At 71.9% G+C, this 21,609-nt stretch carries 18 protein-coding genes and 1 pseudogene; 10 read left to right on the plus strand and 9 right to left on the minus strand.

Annotation, left to right across the window (positions count from 1 at the left end):
- Positions 1–60: 60 nt before the first annotated feature.
- The gene (locus ACWC0C_RS10185; RefSeq protein WP_450863189.1) at positions 61–1,941 is read right to left on the minus strand and encodes an ATP-binding cassette domain-containing protein; all 1,881 of its coding nucleotides are present in this window, start codon (positions 1,939–1,941) and stop codon (positions 61–63) included.
- Positions 1,942–2,197: 256 nt separating this feature from the next.
- Entirely contained in the window at positions 2,198–2,902 is a 705-nt protein-coding gene (locus ACWC0C_RS10190) for an SDR family oxidoreductase (RefSeq protein WP_450863054.1), read from the minus strand.
- A 953-nt stretch (positions 2,903–3,855) separates the two neighbouring features.
- Here ACWC0C_RS10190 and ACWC0C_RS10195 point away from each other — a divergent pair.
- The 4 genes and pseudogenes from ACWC0C_RS10195 (at position 3,856) to ACWC0C_RS10210 (ending at position 8,765) form a co-directional block, all read left to right on the plus strand.
- Positions 3,856–4,656 (plus strand): SAM-dependent methyltransferase, encoded by an 801-nt coding sequence (locus ACWC0C_RS10195; protein ID WP_450863056.1) that lies wholly within the window; start codon positions 3,856–3,858, stop codon positions 4,654–4,656.
- A 355-nt stretch (positions 4,657–5,011) separates the two neighbouring features.
- Positions 5,012–6,304 (plus strand): uracil-xanthine permease family protein, encoded by a 1,293-nt coding sequence (locus ACWC0C_RS10200; RefSeq protein WP_450863191.1) that lies wholly within the window; start codon positions 5,012–5,014, stop codon positions 6,302–6,304.
- A pseudogene (locus ACWC0C_RS10205) lies at positions 6,301–7,695 on the plus strand (amidohydrolase family protein); the annotation flags it as partial. The gene ACWC0C_RS10200 and the pseudogene ACWC0C_RS10205, both read left to right, overlap by 4 nt.
- Before the next feature lie 359 nt (positions 7,696–8,054).
- A complete protein-coding gene (locus tag ACWC0C_RS10210) occupies positions 8,055–8,765 on the plus strand; it encodes a sulfite exporter TauE/SafE family protein (protein WP_449194197.1) in 711 nt (236 codons plus the stop codon).
- A 241-nt stretch (positions 8,766–9,006) separates the two neighbouring features.
- Here ACWC0C_RS10210 and ACWC0C_RS10215 read toward each other — a convergent pair whose 3' ends face one another.
- The gene (locus tag ACWC0C_RS10215; RefSeq protein WP_450863058.1) at positions 9,007–10,074 is read right to left on the minus strand and encodes a LacI family DNA-binding transcriptional regulator; all 1,068 of its coding nucleotides are present in this window, start codon (positions 10,072–10,074) and stop codon (positions 9,007–9,009) included.
- A gap of 205 nt (positions 10,075–10,279) precedes the next feature.
- Here ACWC0C_RS10215 and ACWC0C_RS10220 point away from each other — a divergent pair, with 205 nt between their 5' ends.
- Positions 10,280–11,758, plus strand: a complete 1,479-nt coding sequence (locus ACWC0C_RS10220; RefSeq protein WP_450863060.1) for a glutamate--cysteine ligase — start codon at positions 10,280–10,282, stop codon at positions 11,756–11,758.
- Between the two features lie 6 nt (positions 11,759–11,764).
- On the opposite strand, the gene ACWC0C_RS10225 is transcribed toward ACWC0C_RS10220, so the two are convergent.
- The 3 genes from ACWC0C_RS10225 to ACWC0C_RS10235 all read right to left on the minus strand — a co-directional run bounded on the left by ACWC0C_RS10225 (position 11,765) and on the right by ACWC0C_RS10235 (position 13,960).
- Positions 11,765–13,138 carry a S41 family peptidase gene (locus tag ACWC0C_RS10225; RefSeq protein ID WP_450863193.1) on the minus strand — a complete coding sequence of 458 codons (1,374 nt, stop codon included), beginning with the start codon at positions 13,136–13,138 and terminating at the stop codon, positions 11,765–11,767.
- 134 nt (positions 13,139–13,272) lie between these two features.
- The gene (locus tag ACWC0C_RS10230; RefSeq protein ID WP_450863061.1) at positions 13,273–13,416 is read right to left on the minus strand and encodes a nuclear transport factor 2 family protein; all 144 of its coding nucleotides are present in this window, start codon (positions 13,414–13,416) and stop codon (positions 13,273–13,275) included.
- A 154-nt stretch (positions 13,417–13,570) separates the two neighbouring features.
- Positions 13,571–13,960: a winged helix-turn-helix transcriptional regulator gene (locus tag ACWC0C_RS10235; RefSeq protein WP_450863063.1), complete on the minus strand. Its 390-nt coding sequence runs from the start codon at positions 13,958–13,960 to the stop codon at positions 13,571–13,573.
- Positions 13,961–14,057: 97 nt separating this feature from the next.
- Between ACWC0C_RS10235 and ACWC0C_RS10240 the strand changes: the two genes are divergently transcribed.
- The gene (locus ACWC0C_RS10240) at positions 14,058–14,708 is read left to right on the plus strand and encodes an FMN-dependent NADH-azoreductase (RefSeq protein ID WP_450863064.1); all 651 of its coding nucleotides are present in this window, start codon (positions 14,058–14,060) and stop codon (positions 14,706–14,708) included.
- Positions 14,709–15,013: 305 nt separating this feature from the next.
- Complete coding sequence (locus tag ACWC0C_RS10245; RefSeq protein ID WP_450863066.1) at positions 15,014–15,799, plus strand: thioesterase family protein; 786 nt, start codon at positions 15,014–15,016, stop codon at positions 15,797–15,799.
- A 227-nt stretch (positions 15,800–16,026) separates the two neighbouring features.
- On the opposite strand, the gene ACWC0C_RS10250 is transcribed toward ACWC0C_RS10245, so the two are convergent.
- Complete coding sequence (locus tag ACWC0C_RS10250; protein WP_449194187.1) at positions 16,027–16,890, minus strand: EamA family transporter; 864 nt, start codon at positions 16,888–16,890, stop codon at positions 16,027–16,029.
- Between the two features lie 176 nt (positions 16,891–17,066).
- On the opposite strand from ACWC0C_RS10250, the gene ACWC0C_RS10255 reads away from it, so the two are divergent.
- The gene (locus ACWC0C_RS10255) at positions 17,067–17,675 is read left to right on the plus strand and encodes a flavin reductase family protein (protein ID WP_449194186.1); all 609 of its coding nucleotides are present in this window, start codon (positions 17,067–17,069) and stop codon (positions 17,673–17,675) included.
- 19 nt (positions 17,676–17,694) lie between these two features.
- Here the strand turns inward: ACWC0C_RS10255 and ACWC0C_RS10260 are convergent, their stop codons facing one another.
- Positions 17,695–18,456: a cache domain-containing protein gene (locus ACWC0C_RS10260; protein ID WP_449194185.1), complete on the minus strand. Its 762-nt coding sequence runs from the start codon at positions 18,454–18,456 to the stop codon at positions 17,695–17,697.
- Between the two features lie 35 nt (positions 18,457–18,491).
- A complete protein-coding gene (locus ACWC0C_RS10265; RefSeq protein WP_450863069.1) occupies positions 18,492–19,232 on the minus strand; it encodes a FadR/GntR family transcriptional regulator in 741 nt (246 codons plus the stop codon).
- A gap of 110 nt (positions 19,233–19,342) precedes the next feature.
- On the opposite strand from ACWC0C_RS10265, the gene ACWC0C_RS10270 reads away from it, so the two are divergent.
- The gene (locus ACWC0C_RS10270; RefSeq protein WP_449194183.1) at positions 19,343–20,374 is read left to right on the plus strand and encodes an ABC transporter ATP-binding protein; all 1,032 of its coding nucleotides are present in this window, start codon (positions 19,343–19,345) and stop codon (positions 20,372–20,374) included.
- 35 nt (positions 20,375–20,409) lie between these two features.
- A complete protein-coding gene (locus ACWC0C_RS10275; protein WP_450863072.1) occupies positions 20,410–21,606 on the plus strand; it encodes an ABC transporter substrate-binding protein in 1,197 nt (398 codons plus the stop codon).
- The last annotated feature ends 3 nt before the right edge of the window (positions 21,607–21,609 follow it).

Consider the following 21,609-nt stretch of genomic DNA (forward strand, 5'->3'; position numbering starts at 1 on the left):
TAGCCGTACGCCCGTCTGTCCAGGGAAGGGGCAGACGGGCGCGCGGGTGAGGGCGTGCCGTCACCGGTCCTTGGCCAGGGCGACGAGTTCGGCGAAGAGCCCGCCGGCCTGCACGAGGTCGTCGTAGCTGCCCTGCTCGACGACACGACCGCTCCGCAGGACGATGATCCGGTCCGCGAGGCGGGTGTTCTCCAGCTGGTGGGTGACCACGATGGTGATGCGCCGGGCGGCGATGCGTTTGATCTCCAGGAAGATCTGGTGCTCTCCGCGCGGGTCCATCTGCGAGGTCGGCTCGTCCAGGATGAGCAGGGGGGTACGGCGGTACAGCGCGCGGCCGCAGGCCAGGCGCTGCCACTGCCCGCCGGACAACTCGGCGCCGCCGAAGATCTCGCGGGCGAGCAGGGTGTCGAGCCCGCCGGGAAGGTGCTCGACCGCCTCGCGCATACCGACGGCGTCGATGGCGTCCCACACCGGACCGTCGTCATGGGTGCGGGGCTGGCCCAGCGTGATGTTCTCCCTGACGCGCAGCGGCCAGCAGGCGAAGTTCTGGGGGACGAGCGCGGTCCGGCTCCAGACGGAGTCGGGCCGGGCGCGCGCGAGGTCGACGCCGTCCCAGAGGACACGACCCTTGTCCGGGAGGAGGATGCCGGTGATGAGCCTGGTCAGCGTGGACTTGCCGGAGCCGTTCTCACCGACGATCGCCAGGATCTCGCCGCGCCGCAGGGTGAGGGAGACGCCGTCCACGGCGGGCTCGTCCTTGCCGGCGTACTGGTGGACCACCTCCTCGAGCCGGATCTCCTCTACCTGGTCCCGGATCGTCAACTCGCCGCGTTTCGGGGCGCGTTCGGCTGCCATGTCGAGGAAGGCACGCATGTCGGCGAGGTAGAGGGAGGTGTGGAACATCGCGGCGCCGTACTGCACGAACTGGGACAGCGCGGCGAGCGTGCTCTGCACGGCGACCACCGCTGTCGCGGCGACGGGCAGCGCGACCCGCCCGGTCATGGCCAGCCAGGCGAGGGCGGCCCAGGTGAGGAGCAGGAAGGCACCGCCGAGGGCGGAGGTCGCCAGGACGATACGGAGCATGCGGGGCGCGGCGGTCAGGGTGCGCCGGTCGATCCGCTCGGACAGCGCGCGGTACCAGTAGACGAGGTACTCGGTCATCCCGTTCGCGCGGACCTCGTCGCCGTGCCGCGAGAAAGTGGCCCACCAGCGCATCATGCCGCGTACGTTGCGGTCACCGACGTTGGCGTAGTGGGTCTCGTAGTCGACGCGGGCGGAGAGTACGGCGCCCAGACCCGCGGGCAGGACGGCGAGCAGCAACAGCGGGAGCATCAGCCAGTGCAGTGCGGTGATCACCCCGCCGGCGGCGATCATGCGGATGAGCGAGGCCAGGAACTGCTGAGCGTCCTTGACCATCGTGGTGGTGCGGGTGACTCCGACCTCGGCGGCCTCCTGCCGGTCGGCGAACCCGTCCTCGCTGTGGGCGGCGGCTTCCACACGGCAGACGGCGGAGACGAGCGCCACGTCGGCCTCGGTCACCAGCCGCGGGGTGATCCGCCCGTCGGCATAGGAGGCCAGGGCCCTGCCGATCCGGCCGACCGCCGCGGCCGCGGTGACGACCGCGAGGGCGGGCAGGGCGCCGTGCAGCCGTTCGGACACGGGGCCCGTGCCGAGGATGTGGGTCATCGCCCGTGCGGTACCGCCGAGCACCACGGCGGCCGTGAGGCCGGTGAGGAACTGGCAGACGAGGAGCAGGACGACCCCGGACCGGTCCACGGACCATGCCATGCGCGCGGTACGGCGCAGCACGGACGGCAGACGTCCGCACATCCTCCGGAAACTGGCTTCTTCCAGGGGGTTCTTGCCGAACTTGCCCGCGTAGCTGATCGTGGCCGGCGGTGGAGGGGGTGGCGGGGAGTCTTCTGTCGAGGCGTCGGTCACGGTCACCTGCGTCCCTCCTTCGGGTCGGCACCGCACCTGGGTGGTCCGGCGGTGCCCAACTCAACGAGGGTGCGGGCGAATCGAACGCATGCGTTTCCGGACGAAGAACGGACCCGTAAATCCGGGGCCGTCGAACGCGCGGTCGCAGTGGTGCAAGGCCTCCGCGACGGCGGCGGGTGGCCGAAACGCCGGTGATTGTTACGGCTGTTGCAGGTGAGGTTTGGCCCCGATCGCCGGCCGGCCGGACCGCGGGTCGCTAGTCGGCCAGCTGCGGATACAGGGCCGCCAGGTCTCCGGAGAGCCCCGCCTTCACGCTCCGGGTGATGTCGTCCGCCAGGACCTCGTGGACCCCGGCCTCGACGCCGTCCAGTGCCAGGGCGGCGATGTCGCCCGCGGTGGACTTGGGTGCGTCGATGTTCGTGGTCATGTCGGTGTCGATATAGCCGACGTGCAGTCCGGTGACCCCGATGCCGCGTGAACGCAGCTCCAGACGCAGGGAGTTGGTCTGGGACCACAGAGCGGCCTTGGTCGCGCTGTAGGAGCCGGCGACGCCGAGCCAGGAGAGCACGGAGTGGACGTTGAGGAGGTGACCGCCGCCGTTGCGCTCGATGACTGGGACGAAGGCACGGGTGAGCAGCAGCGGCCCGTAGAAGTTGATCTCGAATTCGCGGCGTACTACGTCGACGGGGGCGTCGAGGAAGGAGGTCGCGCCGAGTGAGACACCGGCGTTGTTGACCAGAATCGTGACGTCCTGGGCCCGCGCCACCGCGGCCTCGACCGATGCGGGGTCGGTGACCTCGAGGGCGAGCGGCACGGCGTCGGGGTGGGTCACGGTGCGCGGGTCGCGGGCCGTGGCGTACACCTTGGCGGCGCCGCGCGTGTACAGCTCCTCCACCAGCGCCTTGCCCAGGCCACGGCTCCCGCCGGTGACCAGCACCACGGAGTCCTTGATCGCAGTCATGTTCATCTCCAGAGCGCGAAAGAGAGGGATCGGAAACCGATCGGTTTCCGATCCACCGTAAACCGATCGGTTTCAGACTTCAAGCGCATCCATCGGACGCGCCCACCCGTCCGTGCGGGCCGCACTGGCCGCTCGATCGGCCGGGGGTCCGGTTACGTGCGCTGCGCCTGGAGGCCGGCGCGGACGACGCGGCGGCGGAGAGCCTGGACCACCCGACCTCGCCGGGGAGCGCGAACACGTGCTGGCCGCGCTGCCGGGAACGCGCTCGCTGGTCTCGCTGATGGTCCGCATGAACCGCGACAACACGCGTTCGCCCGCGCGCAGCGTGACCAACCAGGCGTTCCACAGACCGACGAAGGGATGGGCCTGCACCCGGCGGAGGGGCGGGGAACGAACCGAGCGCATGGATTCAACCGCTCCCCGCCCCCCGGTACGTCGGCCCGCCTGGTCACAGACACGGAGGGACGACTCGGCGACCGGTCGGACGAAGCACCGGCTCACCGATCTCGTTCAGACCCTCCGTCGCCGGCACCGCACAGGCCAGTGGAGCCGGGCCGCACGGGTGACACGCCTCATCGCACGGGGGTACACCGACGACTGCCGCCCGCCTACCGCCTACCGCCTACCGCCGCAGGGTGGCCCGCCGACGGCGGCCGGCCGACGGGACGGCCGCGTGAGACGCGCTCGACACCAGGGGCAGACCCGCAGCGACACCCGCCCTCACTCACCGCCCGGCCCACCACAACCGCCATGCGAGACAGCCACCGTGAGGCACGCCGGGCGCCTGGGAGACGACTGGAGACGACATCCCCGTGCCGCCCGCCTCGAAGATGCTGCACTCGTCGAGACCTGAGCTCCGGGAACTCCCCACGCGCTCCCGGTAGTTGATATGGGAAGCTTTGGCCAACCGTTTGCGGGACCGAGGCCGTGACGGTCATGGAGAGGAGCCCAGCGTGACTCAGGACGGCAGCCAGGCCGTGCGCATCGACACCAGCAAGCCGCATCCCGCACGGATCTACGACTACCTCCTGGGCGGCAAGGACAACTACGAGGTGGACCAGCAGGCGGGCGACCAGCTGGCCGCGGCGGCGCCCGAGGTGTGGATCTCCGTGCGGGCCAACCGCGCGTTTCTGCGGCGCACGGTCCGGTATGTCGTCGACAGCGGCGTCCGCCAGATCCTCGACATCGGCACCGGGCTGCCCACCTCGCCGAACGTGCACGAGGTCGCCCAGGAACTGGCCCCGGACGTGCGCGTCGCCTACGTCGACAACGATCCGATCGTGAAGGCGCACGCCGACGCGCTGCTCAGCCGGGCCGGCACGACCAGCATCGTGCTCGCCGACCTGCGCGATCCGCAGTCCATCGTCGATCATCCCGAGGTCCGCCGGACCATCGATTTCGGCCGGCCGGTCGCCCTGTTCCTCGTCGCCATTCTCCACTTCATCCGCGACACGGACGAGCCCGAGCGGATCGTGGCCACGCTGCGCGACGCGCTCCCGGCCGGCAGCTTCCTGGTGCTCTCGCACGCGACGGGGGACTTCGCCGACGACCGCAGCGAGGCCGAAGCCGTCTACAACAACGCGACCGCCACCATGAACCTGCGGTCCCGCGACCGGGTCGAGCGGTTCTTCGACGGCTTCGAGCTCGTCGAACCCGGACTGACCCAAGTTCCCTTCTGGCGCCCGGACACCACCCCGCCGCCCCGCTCCGAGGAGATCGGCTTCTACGGCGGAGTGGCCCGCAAGCACGGCTGAGTCCGGGACCTCCGGCACAGCCGTCTCCCCCGCCCTCACCCTCACCCCCGCCGCGCCCTGCGCGTCCCCGCCTCCGTCCCCGTCTCCGTCATCGCCTTCGCCTTCGCCTTCGTCTCCGAGCCGGGATCGCGCAGGGCGCGGTCCGCGTTTTACCCGCCACCCCTTGACCGCCCCCCCATCGGTCCCTCCATACTGACGGCCAAATCGATTTGGCCGCATCGTTTTGGCCGCCGTCCACGGCCGGATCGTCGAGGCCTGCGCCGAGCGAGCCGAACGGAGCCCGCGCGTGTCCAGTCCCGTACATCCCGTCGACCCCTCCCCCGTACCTCCTGTACCTCCCGACGCCCCCGGTGCCGTGCACCCCGTCGACGAGTCCCGGCCCCTCGGGCGGATCCTGCTCTTCGGCGTCCAGCACGTCCTCGTCATGGCGGCGACCCCGATCTCCGCGATCTTCCTGATGAGCGCGACCCTCCGGCTCGGCCCGGGCACGACCGTCGACCTGCTCTCGGCGGCCCTGCTGCTGTCCGGGGTCGGCTCCCTCGTCCAGTCCCTTGGCCCGTGGAAGTTCGGGCCACGGCTGCCGTTCGTGATGCTGCCGGGCGGGGCGCCGCTGATCCTGTTCCTGTCGATCGCGCAGCAGCACGGGCTGCGCACGGCGACCGGTGCGGTGCTCCTCACCGCCGCCTTCACCTTCCTGGTGCTGCCGCTGTTCGCACGGTTGCTGAGGTTCTTCCCGCCGCTGGTCATCGGCACGATGATCGTGATCGTCGGGGTCAACCTGGTGAAGGTCGGCGCGCTGCTGGTCATCGGGCAGCCCGGCACACCCGGATTCGCCGACCCGGTACGGCTGGGGCTGGCGTTCGCCACCATCGGTCTGATCGTCGTCTTCACCCGGCTGCTGCGCGGGATCCTGCGGCAACTCGCCGTACTGCTGGGCCTCGCGGCCGGCACGGCCCTCGCCTTCGCCCTCGGCCAGGTCCACCCGGGTTCCGCCCTCTCGGGTCAACTGGTGGGCGTGCCGAAGCCGTTGCCGTTCGGCACCCCCACCTTCGACATTCTGGCCGCGCTTCCGCTGATGCTGTACAGCCTCGCGTCCATGGCGGAGGCGACCGGGCAGACCGTCATCAACGCGGAGGCGGTCGGCAAGGAGATCGACGTCCGTACCGACGTGCCCCGCACGGTCCGCGGGGACGCCCTGACCTCGCTGCTCGGCGGCTGCTTCGGGCTGCCGTTGATGGTGACCAGCGGGGAGAACATCGGCATCGTCCGGGTCACCGGCGTGCGCAGCCGGTACGTCACGGCCGCCGCGGGCGTCGTCCTGGTCGCCCTCGGTTTTCTGACCCCCGTCGCTCGGGCGCTCAGCATGATGCCGTCGGCCGTGGTCGGGGGCGCCGCGATGGTCGTCTTCGCGGTGATCACCGTACTCGGCGTGCAGATGCTCGCCCGGGCCCGGCTCGAGGACCACACGGCCACGATGACCTGCGCGGTCGCCCTGTCGCTGGGGCTGCTGCCGATCCTGGTCCCCGGTGTGTACGCCGGTTTCCCCTCCGACGTGCGGATCCTGCTGGAGAGCGGGGTCGCCGTGGGCGCCTTCGTCGCCGCCGTCCTCAACGTCGTCTTCCACCACCAGAACAACGGAGAAGCATGACCGACCTGACCCTCGACCAGCTGCGTCATGACACGCTGCTGCTGGTCCCCGAGGTGACACTGACCCCCGACGGCCCGCTGGAACTCCACGCGGTGGTGGTGCGGGAGGGCGGGTTCCGCGATGTCGGCCCGGTCGAGCGGATCGTCCGTACGTATCCGTCGCTGCCCCCGGTGCGGCTGCCCGGACATGCGCTGGTGCCGGGCTTCGTCGACGCCCATCACCATCTGACGCAGAGCTTCGGTGGCGCCCTCGCGTTCGGCGAACCGTCGGAGATCTTCCGCCGGGTGTGGGTGCCGCTGGAACGTGCTCTGGACGAGGAGTCGGCGTACGTCGCCGCGAAGCTGGCCGCGCTGGAGTCCCTGCGGGGCGGTTTCACCACGGTCGCCGAGGCCGGAACGCGGGCCACGGTGGACGTGGACGTGGTGGCCCAGGCCGCACGCGACGCGGGGATCCGCTGTGTGCTGGGGCTGGTCTGCAACGACGCCTCGGACGGCACCGGTCAGGACGCGGATCCACGGGCCGTGCTCGCCGCCGCCGAGAAGCATCTGACCCGCTACGGCGGTGACGACCTGGTCCGTCCGTCGCTCGCCGTGTCCGTGCCGGAGGCCGCGACCGCGCGCACGCTGGCGGCGACGGCGCGGCTCGCCGCCGACGCGGGCACGGTCGTACAGATCCATGTGAACGAACACCTCGTCGCCGTCGAGCGTTCACTGGTCCGGCACGGGCTGCGCCCCCTGGAGTATCTGCACCATGTGGGTGCGCTGGGCCCGCAGTTGCTGGCCGCGCACGCCACGCTGCTCACCCCGGCCGAGGTCACGCTGCTCGCGGACAGCGGTACGGCGGTGAGCTACAACCCGGTGGCCAGCGCGTGGAAGGGCAACGCCGTCGCCCCGGCGACCGCTTTCGCCGAGCGCGGCATCCGGTTCGGGCTGGGCACCGACGGGACACGTGGGGACGGCTTCCGGCTCGCGGACGCCGCGGAGTCCGCCCAGCGGCTCACGTACGGCCTCGCCAGCGGCGACTCCTCCTGCGGTGCCGGCTGGACGTGGTGGGAGCGGGCCACGGCGGGCGGTGCGGACGCGGTCGGACTCGGCGGGCACACGGGGCGGATCGTGGCCGGTGCCGCGGCGGACTTCCTCCTGGTGGACATCACCGGCCCGGAGATGCAGCCGTCCTGGGACCTGCCGTGGGAACTGGTCCGGCGCGGCAACCGGGATCAGCTCACCGCCGTGTTCGTCGCCGGCCGGCTGCGGCTGTGGCGCGGCTGGCCGCCGGACTGGGACGGACCGGCACTGGTCCGCCGGGCCGCCGAGCTGGCCCCACGAGTGGTACGGCGCGCCGGGGTGGCACGGGCCCATCCGACGTCGGTGGCGGCACAGCAGCGGACGTCCGCGACGGCCCCGGCGCCAGCACCGCGCCGGGGGGATCCACCATCTGCGGTACCGGTACCGGTACCGGTACCGGCCCCGGTGCCGGGTGGGTCGCCGGACTCCGCCCCGCATGCCAACCGGACGTGGACCCGGGCTTCGGACACCGTGCCGTCGCCGGACGCGGTGCCGGACTCGTCGCCGTGCCGGTCCGCCGATTCGGCTCCGGTCCCGGCCGGGGACGTGTCCGCGGACGCGGCGCCCCACACCGCCGAATCCCCCGCTGCCGCGTCGCGCCCGCCCGCGCTCCCGGCTTCGCTCACCACGGTTCCGGCTGGGGACGCGCCCGCGCCCCCGCCCGCACCCTGTCAGGGTGGTCACCGATGAGCGGCGGCACGCTGGCGGTGCTGGCGCTGACCGTCGCGGCGGCCGCGTTCGTGCAGGGGGCCAGCGGCCTCGGGTTCGCGCTGATCGTGGCGCCGGTCGCCGGTCTGCTCGATCCGGGACTGCTGCCCGTGTTCGTGCTGACCGCGATGATCCCGCTCAATCTCTACGTCGCCTGGCGCGAGCGGCACAGTCTCGATCTGCGCGGCGCCCGGTGGATCACGGCGGCGCGGCTGGGCGCGACACCGGCGGGGCTGGCGCTGCTCTGGGCGATCCCGGAGGGCGCTCTTGGGGCCGTGGTCGGCGCGGCGACGGTGCTGGCGGCGGTGGTGAGCCTGGTCGTGCCGTCGTTCGTGCCCGGGCGCGGTGCCTATGTGGGCGCCGGCGTGGTCACCGGGCTGACCGAGACCGCGACCGGCGTGGGCGGCCCGCCCCTCGCCCTCGTCTACCAGCACCGGCCGCCCGGCGAGCTGCGGGCCACGGTCGCGGTCTGCTTCCTGGTGGGCGAAGTCGCCTCCCTGGCCCTGCTGTTCGTCAGCGGGCGGGGCCGACCCGCGGACATGGGCTGGGCGCTCCTGCTGCTCCCCGCGCTCGCGGCAGGGGCCTGGCTGAGCCGGCTCGTGCACCGGCGCGTCGACGCGAAGAAGATGCGCGCCCTCGTACTCGTCTTCGCCCTGGTGTCCGGAGTGGTGCTGATGGCCGGGCCGTGATGCGGCGTTCCACTCCGTCGCCGGGCAGGTCCCGTCAGCCGCGGTCGGCGGACGGCGCAGGGACGAGGCGCAGCTGGGCGCTCCTGCTGCTCCCCGCCCTCGCGGCGGGGCCGGCTCGTGCACCGGCGCGTCGACGCGAAGAAGATGCGCGCCCTCGTACTCGTCTTCGCCCTGGTGTCCGGAGTGGTGCTGATGGCCGGGCCGTGATGCGGCGTTCCACTCCGTCGCCGGGCAGGTCCCGTCAGCAGCGGCCAGCGGACGGCGGACGGCGCAGGGACGAGGCGCGCAGGACGAGCCGGGGCCCGGCGGCGGCCGGCGCCTCACCCTCGGTGTCCGCCGCGCCGGTGGCCGGTCGCGCGCCCAGCCGGGCGAGCAGCAGCTCCACCGCGTCCGCGGCGGCCCGGTCCAGCCTCAAGTCGACCGCGGTGAGGGGCGGTTCACAGGTCCGGGCGCGCAGTCCGTCGTACCGCGTGACGACCATGACGTCGTCGGGGATACGGCGGCCCGCCTCCCGCAGCGCCCGTACCGCGCCGACGGCGAAGGCGTCCACGAGCACGCACAGCGCGTCGATGCCGGGGTGCTCCGCGAGCAGTGCGGCGCACCGGTCGTACCCCGCCTGCTCACCGCCGTCCTCCGGGGCGGTGGCGACGATCGGCGGCCAGCCGTAGGCCGCGGCGGTCCGTTCGTAGGCCGCGCGGGCGTCGACCGAGGAGTGGCGGGCGCTCGCGCCGACAATGAGCGCGGGGCTGCGAGCGCCCTGGTCACGCAGGTGGTCCAGGAGCAGCTCGACGACCAGGCCGCCGTGCAGGTCCACATAGGGGGCGTCGTCGTCGGGTGCGGTGGGCCGGCCCAGCGCGACGTACGGCAGTCCGCGCTCGCGCAGTTGGGCCACGGCCGCGTCGTCCGCGTCGGGCTCGACCACGATCGCGCCGTCGATGTCGACGGAGTACAGCGCGGAACCCGACTGCACGGGCGGGATCAGCACCAGGGCGTAGTCGTGGACGAGGGCCCGCTCGGCCGCGGCGGCGGCCACCTCCATGTAGAAGCCGAGCCGCGAGGGGCCACCGGCCACCGCGAACGGCATCGAGGAGGCCAGCGCGATCGCCTTGGCCTGGCCGCGGCGCAGCCGTTGGGCGCGCAGATTGGGCCGGTACCCCAGCTCGGCGGCGATCTTCTTGATGCGTTCGCGGGTCCGCGGGTCGACCTTGCCGATGCCGTTGAGGGCGTGGGACACCGTGGTCCGCGACACCTGCGCCGCCGCGGCGACGTCGGCGATCGTGGGCCGGCGGGCGCCGTGGGACGTGGTCATGGGCCCATCTTCGCAACCTCCGCCGCCCCGGACCACGGCGCCGCCGCATATACGGGCGCTCTTCACGCTCTGTGCCCGCCCGCGTACAGGCCCCGGCGCTCGACCGCGTCCACGGCGGGCCGCGGCGGCGCGTACGTGGTGGGGCCCGCGTTCTGGTGCGACGCTGGGTGGTGAGGGCTGTGACGAGGGGCTTCCTGGAGGGACGATGGGGCGCGACGTCCCGGCGCTCGTCTTCACCCGCGAGGACCGCCGCCGGTACCGGATCAAGATGCACGCGTGCCTCGACGCGCTGGCGCAGATGCTGCGCGAGTCGCGGTTCGAGTCCGAGCGGCCGCAGGTCGGCCTGGAGATCGAGCTGAACCTGGTCGGCGACGACGCCGAGCCGGTGATGCGCAACACCGATGCGCTGCAGGCGATCTCCGACCCCGCCTGGTCCACCGAGCTGGGCCGGTTCAACCTGGAGATCAACGTCCCGCCCCGGCGGCTGATCGCGGGCGGCCCCGACGCGTGGGAGTCGGAGATCCGCGCCGCGCTGAACCACGCCGACGAGCGCGCCCGGTCGATCGGCACCCGGCTGATCATGATCGGGATCCTGCCCACCCTGCGCCAGGACGACATCGGCGAGGAGAGCCTGTCGGAGAACCCGCGCTACCAGCTGCTCAACGACCAGATCTTCGCGGCCCGCGGCGAAGACCTGCGCATCGAGGTGGACGGCGTGGACCGGCTGCGCACCTACGCCGACACGATCACCCCGGAGGCCGCGTGCACGAGCACGCAGTTCCATCTCCAGGTGTCTCCGGAGGAGTTCGCCCCTTACTGGAACGCGGCGCAGGCCATCTCCGGCGTCCAGGTGGCACTGGCGGCGAACGCGCCGTTCCTGTTCGGCAAGGAGCTGTGGCACGAGACCCGTATCCCGCTGTTCGAACAGGCCACGGACACCCGCCCGGAGGAGATCAAGGTGCAGGGCGTACGGCCCCGGGTGTGGTTCGGGGAGCGGTGGATCAACAGCGTCTTCGACCTCTTCGAGGAGAACCTGCGCTACTTCCCGGCGCTCCTGCCGCTGTGCGACGAGGAGGATCCGGCCGAGACACTGGACCGCGGCGACACCCCCGAACTCGGCGAACTGACCCTGCACAACGGCACGATCTACCGCTGGAACCGTCCGGTGTACGCCGTCTCCCACGACGTACCGCACATCCGGGTGGAGAACCGGGTGCTGCCCGCCGGGCCGACCGTCGCCGACACCCTCGCCAACGGCGCCTTCTACTACGGGCTGACCCGGGCCCTGGTGGAGGAGGACCGGCCGGTGTGGTCGCGGATGTCGTTCGCGGCCGCCGAGGACAATCTGCACACCGCCGCCCGGCACGGCATCGACGCCCTGCTGTACTGGCCGGGGATGGGCGAGGTGCCGGTGCCGGAACTCGTCCTGCGGAGGCTGCTGCCGCTGGCGCACCGGGGTCTGGAGCACTCGGGCATGGACGAGGCCTGGCGGGAGCCGCTGCTCGGCGTCATCGAGCAGCGCTGTGTGACGGCACGCAACGGCGCCGTGTGGCAGAAGGAGATGTTCCACCACCTCGACGCCACCACGCGTACCGGCCGCCACGAGGCGCTGCGCCGGATGACCCAGCTGTACATCGACTACATGCACCTCAACGCGCCGGTCCACACCTGGCCGGTGGACTGAGCCGGCTCAGCGGCGCCCGCTCAGCTGGTTCACCGCGGCGTCGAAGGCCGAGTCGCGGTTCTTGGCGAACTCCTCCTTGGTGAAGACCGGTTCGGTCAGCTGCGGCGGGATGCCCGTGCCGTCGAAGGTGCGGCCGGTGCGGGTCAGGTACTCCTCGTTCGGCAGGCCGAAGCCCAGGCCGTCAGGCAGATAGCGCACCATCACGTCCGAGAAGACGCCCTGGGTGGGCTGCCCGATGCGCACGGTCCGCCCTGGCCGGTCCAGGAGCGCCTGGGTGAAGGTCTCGCCGGCGCTGACCGTCGAGCCGCCGGTGAGGACGGCGACCGGGCCGGTGTAGCGGGGCGCGCCGGCCGGGACGACGGGCACGGGTTCGGGGCGGGTGTGCCGGGTGGGGTCGGCCGGGTCGTTGCGGGCCCGTTTCGAATAGGCGATGTACGGAGTGTCGGTCAGGCGCTGGGCGATCCGGATGCCGAGGGAGTCGTGGCCGCCACCGTTGACGCGCAGGTCGATGACGAGGCCCTTGAGCCGCCCGGTACGGCCCGGGGTGAGTACGGTGTTCAACGCCCGGTCGAGTTCGGCCTGTTCGGCGGTGTACGGCGCGTTGTCGCCGGCGTAGCCGCCGAATCCGGAGATGCGCAGATAACCGAGGTCGCCCGGCAGGTCGGCGTAGGTGATCCGGCCCGCGCCGAAGTCCTGGCGATAGGAGGCGTCCTTGAGGTCGCGGGCCTCGATGAACTTCTTGACCCGGGCGTCCAGTTCGGGGCCCGGCTTCTGGGTGCCGGGGCGGACCTGGCCGAAGCGACGGTCGCCGTCCATCACCGTGACATGGGCGTCGTACAGCGGACGCACCATCCGGCTGAGGATGCCGAAGAACTGGTCCCTGGTGGTGTCCTTGTGGACGAGCGGGCGGTACCGGTCGCGGACGGCGTGCCAGTCGATGCGCTTCTGGGCGAAGAAGGGGTAGTTCTCCTCGAAGGTCTGCCAGAAGACGTCGAAGGCGGTGCGCGGGTCCGTGGCGACGGGACGTGTGCAGTCGGTGGGCAGGGCGCTCACGCGGCGCAGCGTGCGGTGTCCGACCGAGCTGTCCGCGGCGAGCAGCGCGTGAGCGCGGTCGCGCACGGTGCGTACGGTCAGCACCGAACCGTCCGAGGCCGCGTACGTCCCCGGGCCGGTCTGCCGCGAGGTGTCGCCCTTCACGCAGCTGACGGACGTCGTCTGGTACTCCTGCAGCACTCCCCCGCCGAGGACGAGGACCGTGCCGTAGCCGTCCATGCGCCACACTCCGTCGGTGTCGGGCGGTCCGGCCGGTGCGGCGGCCGCGGCCGGTACGGCTCCGGCGGCGAGGAGCAGGGCGGCGACGGTGGCCGTGAGGGTGCGCACGAGCGTGTCCTTCCGATGGGTTTCCACGGGAGACCACCGTGACCGAAGCACCCTGGCCCGCACCATCCGGCAGTCCGGTGCACCGGTACGGGGGACACCCCCCGTACCCCCTCACCGGGACCGGGCCGCACCGCTCAGCGGAACGCGCCGCACGGACAGCTGACGACGTCCGGGGTGAACAGCTCGTCCAGGCGGTCGAGTTGCCCGTCGTCCACGAGGTGGCCGTGCCTGGAGATCAACTCGGTGATGGCGAGGCGGTCTTCAGGCGTGAGTGCCATGGGAGTCCTCTAGGGCTTCATGTGCCGAACGAGACCCTCGATCCTCTCTCAAGCCCCGCTGGCCGAGCGCACCGGCCCGCACTCGTCGACCGGCGCGGTCGGCTTTGGTCCAGCTGGTCCGCACCCACGGTGCGGTGATGTCCGTGTCCCGGCGTTACGCCGGCCCGGCCGGTCGCTCGCGCTCCAGGCCCGGGCACGGCGGCTCGTCCGGCAGGTATTCCTTGGCCCATTCGCCCAGTTCCCGGAGCGCCGGTTCCAGGGCGGCCCCCGCCTTGGTCAGCCGGTAGGACACGCGCAGCGGCGGGCCCTCGTCGACCTCGCGGAGCACCAGTCCGGCGGCGCCGAGTTCCGCGAGCCGGTCGGACAGCATGCGCTCGCTGATGCCGGGGATGGCCCGGCGCAGGTCGGTGAAGTATGCGGGCTGTTCCACGAGGACGGCCACGATCGGGCCGCTCCAGCGCTTTCCGAGCAGCTGGAAGACACGGGTGATGCCCTGGTCCACCCGCTTGCACGCCGCGCTGTCGTGGGTCATGTCCGCCGCCATGCGATCAGGGTACTACCTCGATGTAGGGGGGTGAAAAAAAGTAAGTCCCTGTGTTAGAGATAGTCGTGTACGAAACTTCAGCCCTATTGGAGACACCATGGCCACCCTGCTGCACATCGACTCGTCCGTTTTCCCGACCGAGGCCTCGGCCTCGCGCGCCGTGGCGGAGACCTTCCGCGCGCACTGGCAGGAGCAGCACCCCGAGGGCACCGTCGTCTACCGCGACCTCTCGGCGCAGCCCGTCCCGCACATCACCGCCGCCGCGCACACCGCCGGCTTCGCCGACCCGGCCTCGCACACGCCCGAGCAGGCCGCGGCCTTCGCCGAGCGCGTCCGGCTGATCGAGGAGCTGGAGCAGGCCGACGCGGTGCTGATCGGCGCCCCCATGTACAACTTCTCGATCCCCTCGACCCTGAAGGCCTGGCTGGACAACGTGATCCTCCTCGGCCGCACCGCGGGCGAGACCCAGTCCGCCAAGGGCACCCCGGTGACCGTCGTCGCCAGCCGGGGCGGCGCGTACGGACCGGGCACCCCACGCGAGGGATACGAATACGTGCAGAACTACCTGACCGCGGTCCTCGCCGACGCCCTCGGCCTGGACGTCGGCTTCATCGTCCCGGAGCTGACCATGGCCCCGCAGAACCCGGCGATGACCGAACTGATCCCCCTGTACGAGGCCTCCCGCGACCGCGCCTTCGAGGAGGCCGCGGCGAAGGTCAAGCAGCTCGCCGAGCGCCTCGCGGCCTGACCGGCACCGTCCCCGCCCGGGCGCCGCACACCTGCCGGCGGCGCCCGGGCCGAGCCACGTCAGCGCCCGAAGACCGTACTGGCCAGCGCGACCTCCCGGGGCTGTCGGCCGTGGGCTGGAGGTTCTGATCGACGTCGAGGTCAGCGCCAACGACCGTACGAGTCTGCCCTGTGTGCTGCGCATCGACTCCCACCTGACCAGGAAGACGATCAAGGCCGGGCCCTGAGTCGGCAGTGGGCAGGTGTACGGTGCAACGACCTGCTCGACGCCCCCATCCCGATGGGACACCTTGAGGAGAAGCACCGTTGGCCGCCAGCTACTACGAGCGCATCGACCGGCATCGCTACAAGCCGACCCCGCACGCGAGCGGCGCGTGGGACCCCGCCGAGCAGCACTTCAGCCCGCTGGCCGGACTGGTGGTGCACGCGATCGACCAGTTCCGCGCCGAGCGCCCGCCGAGCGGCCTCCTCCTGTCCAGGATCAGCTTCGACATCCTGGGGCGCCTCGCCCTGGACGAGTGCGAGATCCAGGTGGAGTCGGTCCGGCCCGGCCGCACCATCGAGCTCCTCGAAGCGGTCGTACGCATCGCGGACCGGCCGGTGGTACGAGCCCGCGCCTGGCTGCTCACCGAGGTGGACACCCGCGCCGTGGCCGGCGGTGCCGAGGCACGCCTGACTCCGCCGACGGAACTCGCCAGTCGGCCGCTCATATCGGTCTGGCCCGGCGGCCACTGCGCGTCGGTCGACGTCCGGCCGGTCGAGCCCCCGGCGCCGGGCCGCTGCACGGCCTGGATCTCCACACACCTCGACCTCGTCGCCGGCGAACCGAGCAGCCCGCTCGCGTCCTATGTCGCGCTGGTCGACACGGCCAACGGCATAGCAGTACGGCGGCCGCCCACTGAGTGGATGTACCCCAACGTCGACCTGACGATCCATCTGCACCGGCAACCGGTGGGGCGGTGGGTGGGCCTGGACACCACGGTCGTCTTCGGCCCCACCGGCCAGGGCCTCACCAGCAGTGTCCTGCACGACCTCGACGGCCCGGTCGGCCAGGCCCAGCAGAGCCTCACCGTGCGCCCGCTGCCCGGCTGACCGGCTGCTCGGCACCGTCCAGCGCCCGGCGTCCTCACGGAAGCCGATCTCTCCCGACGTCGTTGGTTCCGCCGCCGGGCGGTGTTGCGGCTCGATGCCGAGGGCCGGGCGACTCCCCGCTCGGCGGTGCGGATCAGAAAAGCGCCGCGTGTCCCGGCCGCCGACTACTCCACGCGCGTCCCGCCCGCCCCGGCACCTCCCGACCCGCGCCCCGCTTCGGTCACCCCTCAGTCCCGAGTGACTTCCACCCTTTCGCCCACGCCCGCCGTTCCCTCCCGCCCCTCCCCACGCGTCGCCCCCACCGAGGCGAGGCCCACCGCCGCGACCCCCGCCCACTGGGCCGCGGTGAGGTGCTGGCCCAGCAGACAAAGGCCGATCAGCGCGCCGATCGCCGGTTCCAGGCTGGTGAGTACGCCGAAGACGCGCGGTGTGAGGCGGCGCAGGGCCTCCAGCTGGAACGTGTAGGGCACGAAGCTGGACAGCACGGCGACCGCGGCGGCCACGGCGAGGGTGCCCGGGTCCAGAAGGCGGGTGCCCGCCTGCGTGATGCCGTAGGGCAGGCTGAGCAGTGCTCCCCAGGTGACGGCCAGCGCGAGGCCGCCGCCGTCGGGGACGCGTTCGGCGAGCCGTTTGCCGACCAGGATGTATCCGCCCCAGCAGCATCCGGCAACGGTGGCGCAGACGATGCCGGTGGCGTCGAGGGCCGTACCGGAGCTGCTGAGCAGGAGGACGCCGGTGGCGGCGAGGCCGGCCCACAGCAGGTCGGGGGCGCGGCGCGATCCGTACAGGGCGATGGCGAACGGGCCGAGGAACTCCAGGGTGGTGGCGGCGCCCAACGGCAGCCGGGCGACCGCCTCGTAGTACGCGAGATGGTGCACGGCGAGCAGGGTTCCGGCGGCGGCCGCGAGGCCGAGGGTGGTCCGGTCGCCGCGGATCCGGGGCCGCCACAGCGCGGTGAGGAGGAGCGCGGCGATGGCCAGCCGGAGGGTCACCACGCCTGCCGGTCCCACGGCGGGGTAGAGACGGGTCGTCAGTGCGGCCCCGCCCTGCAGGCCGAGGATCCCGCCGAGGACGAGGCCGGGGGCGGGCACGGTGCCGAGTCCCCGGCCGACGGCCGAGGCGGCGCGTGCGCGTGGGGTGAGTTGTTGGGTGATGGTTACCGGACTCCTGAGTGCGGTGGCCCTCGCACCCTAGGGGGAGGACCCGTTGTGGATCAACGGGTGGGGTGGGTGGCGGGGTCCGCGGCCGTACCGCTTAGCGTGCTGTCATGCGCGTCGACTACTCACCCGAGTCCCTGACGACCGGGGCGTTCTACCGTCTGCTCACCGCCGTGGTCGTACCCCGGCCGATCGCCTGGGTCTCGACCCTCGGGCCGGACGGCGAGACGGCGAACCTGGCCCCGCACTCGTTCTTCACCGTCGCCTGCACGGATCCGCCGGTCGTGCAGTTCACGTCGGTGGGCCGGAAGGACTCGCTGCGCAATGCCGAGGAGACCGGCGAGTTCGTCGTCAACTTCGCGCCCGAGCCGCTCTTCGCCCAGATCAACGCGACCGCCACCGACTTCCCCCGCGACCACGGCGAGTTCGACGCCGTGGGCATCGAGCGGGAGCCCTCGCTGCGGGTGCGGCCGCCGCGGGTGGCGGCCTCTCCGGTCGCCCTCGAGTGCACACTGCACTCGACGCTGCGCCTCGGCGATTCGACGGTGGTGTTCGGCCGGGTCGTGCACGCCGCCGTCCACGAGGACGTGCTGGTGGACGGCCGGCCCGACATCGGGCGACTGCGGCCGCTGTCCCGGCTGGGCGGGAACGAGTGGGGCACGGTCGGCGAGATCCACGAACTCGCCCGTGTGCCCTACCGGGACGGCACCCGCGACTGAGCCGCCCGCCTGCTGGGGCTCAGCCGAGCACCAGCACGAGGGGCACGCCCTGGCACGGCACGAGACGCATGCCGTCGTACGCGCCGGGCCGCGCCCCGCTGAGCAGTCGGCCGAAATCGGGGCCCTTGGTGAGGGAGCCGGCCAGGTGGGCGGGGTCGGCGGAGGCGGCGACCCTGCCCCGGGCGTTGACCAGGTGGGCGGGGCGCGACAGCCGCCGCAGCAGCGGGAGGGCGGCCTTCTCGAAGTGCCGCAGATAGACGTCGGCGGCGGCCACTCCGGCGAACCGGCCCTGGATCCGGACGGGTTCGGACAGGGTGAGGCTGTACTCGTCGGAACAGAGGTAGTCGACGTACGGACCGGCCACCGCCCGGCGCCCGGTGTCACGGGGCAGCGCGAACCAGTCCCAGTGCGTGTAGTCGGAGTACGCCGACTGGCCGGGATCGAGGTCGAGCAGGAGCGGGCGTACGTCGCCGTCGGCGCCGGACTGCCACCACTCCAGCCAGGCGGGTACGTCGGTCAGCAGGCCGGGGGCCGCGACGAAGCCGACGCCGGAGACGAGTTCCTCGCGGGTCAGGTGCAGGTGCAGTCCGGGGCGCAGGGCGGCGAGGTCGGCGCTGGCGGGCCGCCGGTCCTCGGCGACCACCCGGCCGAGCAGGGCTTCGGTGGCGGCGCGGGTGGCGGCGACCGTCTCGAAGACGGCTTCCAGCGCGCCGCCGATCTGCGCGGCCACCCACGTCTCGGTCTCCGTGTCGAGGGTGGCGAGCCCGGCGCTCCGGCCCATGGTGTCCTCCAGCGGACGGGAACCTGACGCGGCGGTCAGAGGGTGAGGCGTACGGCGACGAGCCGCGCCGTCGACTGCCTGACGCACCGCTCGGCCAGCGTGCCGGCCGTTTCGTGGGCCCCATCCTGCACGGCGGAGATCACGGCACGGTGACGTTCCGCAACTTCTTCACGAAACACGTCGTCGGCCAGGACCAGGCAGAGCAGTGCGCCGATCTCGCTCTGCAGGGCGACCTGTTCGCGGGTGAGCCGGGCGGACTGGGCGGCCGCCGCGAGTTCGACGTGGAAGCGGCCGTACAGCCGGCTGCGTGCCGCCGCGTCCACGGCCCCAGTCAACTCCTCGGCGGTACGGCGGAGTTGGTGCAGGTCCTCGGGTTCGGTGCGCTGTGCGGCGAGCCGGGCGGCGGCACCGGAGAGGGCGGCCCAGTGGTCGCCCAGGTCGCGCAGTTCCTCGGTGCTCCAGCCGCGCAGCCGAGCCTTGAGGCGGTCGTCGGCGGGGACTTCGGGGAGGGAGACGAAGCTGCCGCCGCCGCGGCCCCGGCGGGTGGTGACCAGGCCCTGCTGTCGCAGAGCCATGAGGGCCTCGCGCAAGGTCACCGTGGAGACCCCGAGCTGTCCGGCCAGTTCGCTCTCGCCGGGCAGCTGCTCGCCGTCGGCCAGGAGGCCCAGCTCGATGGCGTCGCCGATGCGGCGGACGACCGCGTCCACGCGGGCCCGGTTGTCCACCGGGCTGAAGACGGCCCTGCGGGCCCGGCCGTCCGTCTCCTGCTGTCTCACGGTCACCACCTCGTGCATTGACTCAAGCTTTACCCTAAGGGGACCTTGAGCTTAGAACTATGACTTCATATGTTTGCGGTCAACGTACAGCGCGCCAGAAAGGTTCCCGTATGGAGGGAATTGCGATCCGGCTGCACAACCTGCGGAAGTCGTTCGGCGAGACGACCGCCGTGGCCGGGGTCGACCTGGAGATCCGGGACGGGGAGTTCTTCTCGATGCTCGGCCCCTCCGGATCCGGCAAGACGACGGTCCTCCGGCTCATCGCCGGGTTCGGGACACCGGACCAGGGCCGGATCGAACTCGCCGGTCAGGAGGTCACCGGCCTCGCCCCGTTCGAGCGGGACGTGCACACGGTCTTCCAGGACTACGCGCTCTTCCCGCACATGACGGTCGAGCAGAACGTCGCCTACGGGCTGAAGGTCCGCAAGGTGCCGAAGGCCGAACGGCTCGTCCGCGCCCGCAAGGCCCTCGCCGAGGTCCGCCTCGAGGGTTACGGCCAGCGGCGCCCGGCCCAGCTCTCCGGCGGGCAGCGCCAGCGCGTCGCACTCGCCCGCGCGCTCGTCGGCCGGCCCCGGGTGCTGTTGCTGGACGAGCCCCTGGGCGCCCTCGACCTGAAGCTGCGCGAGCAGATGCAGATCGAGCTGAAGGCGATCCAGCGGGAGGTCGGCATCACCTTCGTGTTCGTCACCCACGACCAGGAGGAGGCCCTGACGATGAGCGACCGCATCGCCGTCTTCGACCAGGGCCGCATCGCCCAGGTCGGCACGCCCGCCGAGATCTACGAGCGACCCGCGACCCCGTTCGTCGCCTCCTTCGTCGGCACCTCGAACCTGCTCGAAGGGGAGGTGGCCCACCGGATCGTCGGCACCCCGGGCACCTACAACATCCGGCCGGAGAAGATCCGTGTCCTGAAGGAGTCCGCCGAGGCGGACGAGCCGGAGCACGCCACCGCGACCGGCACCGTCGCCGAGGTGGTCTATCTCGGCGACGCCACCCGCTTCCTGGTCGACCTCGACGGCGGGGGCCGGCTCACCGCTCTCCAGCAGAACCTGGAGACCTCCTCCGAGGACGTCGCCGCCTACCGCGGCACCCGGGTGCGCCTGACGTGGCACCGCCGGCACGCCGTCCGGCTGCCCTCCTGACCCCTCCCCGTCTCTACGTCCCCTTGGAGAACGCCGTGCGCCCCACCCGTACCCTGCGCACCGCGGCCTGCGCCGCCGCGCTGCTGCTCGCCGCCGCCTGTGACTCCTCCGGCTCGGGCGGCTCGTCCGCCACCGGGCTCAACCCTCCCGACCTCACGGCCCCGACGAAGCTCGGCAGGACGGAGGGCCAGGTCAATCTGATCGCCTGGGCCGGCTATGTCGAGGACGGCTCCAACGACCCGAAGGTGAACTGGGTCGGCGACTTCGAGAAGCAGACGGGCTGCCAGGTCCACTCCAAGGTCGCCGCCAGCTCGGACGAGATGGTCAAGCTGATGAAGACCGGCGAGTACGACGCCGTCTCCGCCTCCGGCGACGCCTCCCTGCGCCTGATCGCCTCCGGCGACGCGGCCCCCGTCAACACCGCGCTGGTACCCAACTACAAGGACATCTTCGCCGGGTTGAAGAACGGAGCCTGGAACTCCGTGAAGGGCCGGATGTACGGCATCCCGCACGGCCGGGGCGCCAACCTGCTGATGTACAACACGCAGAAGGTCAAGCCGGCGCCCACCTCCTGGTCCGCCGTCTTCGACGACGCCTCCAGGTACAAGGGGCACGTCACCGCGTACGACTCGCCGATCTACATCGCCGACGCGGCCCTCTATCTCAAGGCCACCAAGCCCGAGTTGAAGATCAAGGACCCGTACGCCCTCGACCAGAAGCAGTTCGACGCGGCCGTGGCACTGCTCAAGCAGCAGAACAACAACGTCGGCGAGTACTGGAGCGACTACCTCAAGGAGGTCTCCGCCTTCAAGAGCGGCGACTCGGTGGTGGGCACCACCTGGCAGGTCATCGCGAACCTCGCCTCCTCCGAGGGTGCCAAGGTCAAGGCGCTGGTGCCGAAGGAGGGTTCGACCGGCTGGTCGGACACCTGGATGGTCTCCAGCAAGGCCAGGCATCCCAACTGCGCCTACAAGTGGCTGAACTGGATCGTCTCGCCCAAGGTCAACGCCCAGGTGGCCGAGTACTTCGGCGAGGCGCCGGCCAACTCCAAGGCCTGCGCCGAGACCAGTGACAAGAACTTCTGCACGGTCTACCACGCGGCCGACGAGAGCTACTGGAAGAAGATCGCCTTCTGGAACACGCCCATCGAGCAGTGCCTGGACGGACGCAAGGACGTGACGTGCGTGCCGTACGCCAAGTGGGTGCAGGCCTGGACCGAGATCAAGGGCTGAGCC

The sequence above is a fragment of the Streptomyces sp. NPDC001709 genome (assembly GCF_053596375.1).

What these genes read in the sequence shown, in the direction of transcription:
- ACWC0C_RS10190 (WP_450863054.1), bottom strand. Translation starts at nt 2,902, where the DNA reads ATGACTGCGATCAAGGACTCCGTGGTGCTGGTCACCGGCGGGAGCCGT.
- ACWC0C_RS10210 (WP_449194197.1), top strand. Translation starts at nt 8,055, where the DNA reads ATGAGCGGCGGCACGCTGGCGGTGCTGGCGCTGACCGTCGCGGCGGCC.
- ACWC0C_RS10215 (WP_450863058.1), bottom strand. Translation starts at nt 10,074, where the DNA reads ATGACCACGTCCCACGGCGCCCGCCGGCCCACGATCGCCGACGTCGCC.
- ACWC0C_RS10220 (WP_450863060.1), top strand. Translation starts at nt 10,280, where the DNA reads ATGGGGCGCGACGTCCCGGCGCTCGTCTTCACCCGCGAGGACCGCCGC.
- ACWC0C_RS10230 (WP_450863061.1), bottom strand. Translation starts at nt 13,416, where the DNA reads ATGGCACTCACGCCTGAAGACCGCCTCGCCATCACCGAGTTGATCTCC.
- ACWC0C_RS10235 (WP_450863063.1), bottom strand. Translation starts at nt 13,960, where the DNA reads ATGGCGGCGGACATGACCCACGACAGCGCGGCGTGCAAGCGGGTGGAC.
- ACWC0C_RS10240 (WP_450863064.1), top strand. Translation starts at nt 14,058, where the DNA reads ATGGCCACCCTGCTGCACATCGACTCGTCCGTTTTCCCGACCGAGGCC.
- ACWC0C_RS10255 (WP_449194186.1), top strand. Translation starts at nt 17,067, where the DNA reads ATGCGCGTCGACTACTCACCCGAGTCCCTGACGACCGGGGCGTTCTAC.
- ACWC0C_RS10260 (WP_449194185.1), bottom strand. Translation starts at nt 18,456, where the DNA reads ATGGGCCGGAGCGCCGGGCTCGCCACCCTCGACACGGAGACCGAGACG.
- ACWC0C_RS10270 (WP_449194183.1), top strand. Translation starts at nt 19,343, where the DNA reads ATGGAGGGAATTGCGATCCGGCTGCACAACCTGCGGAAGTCGTTCGGC.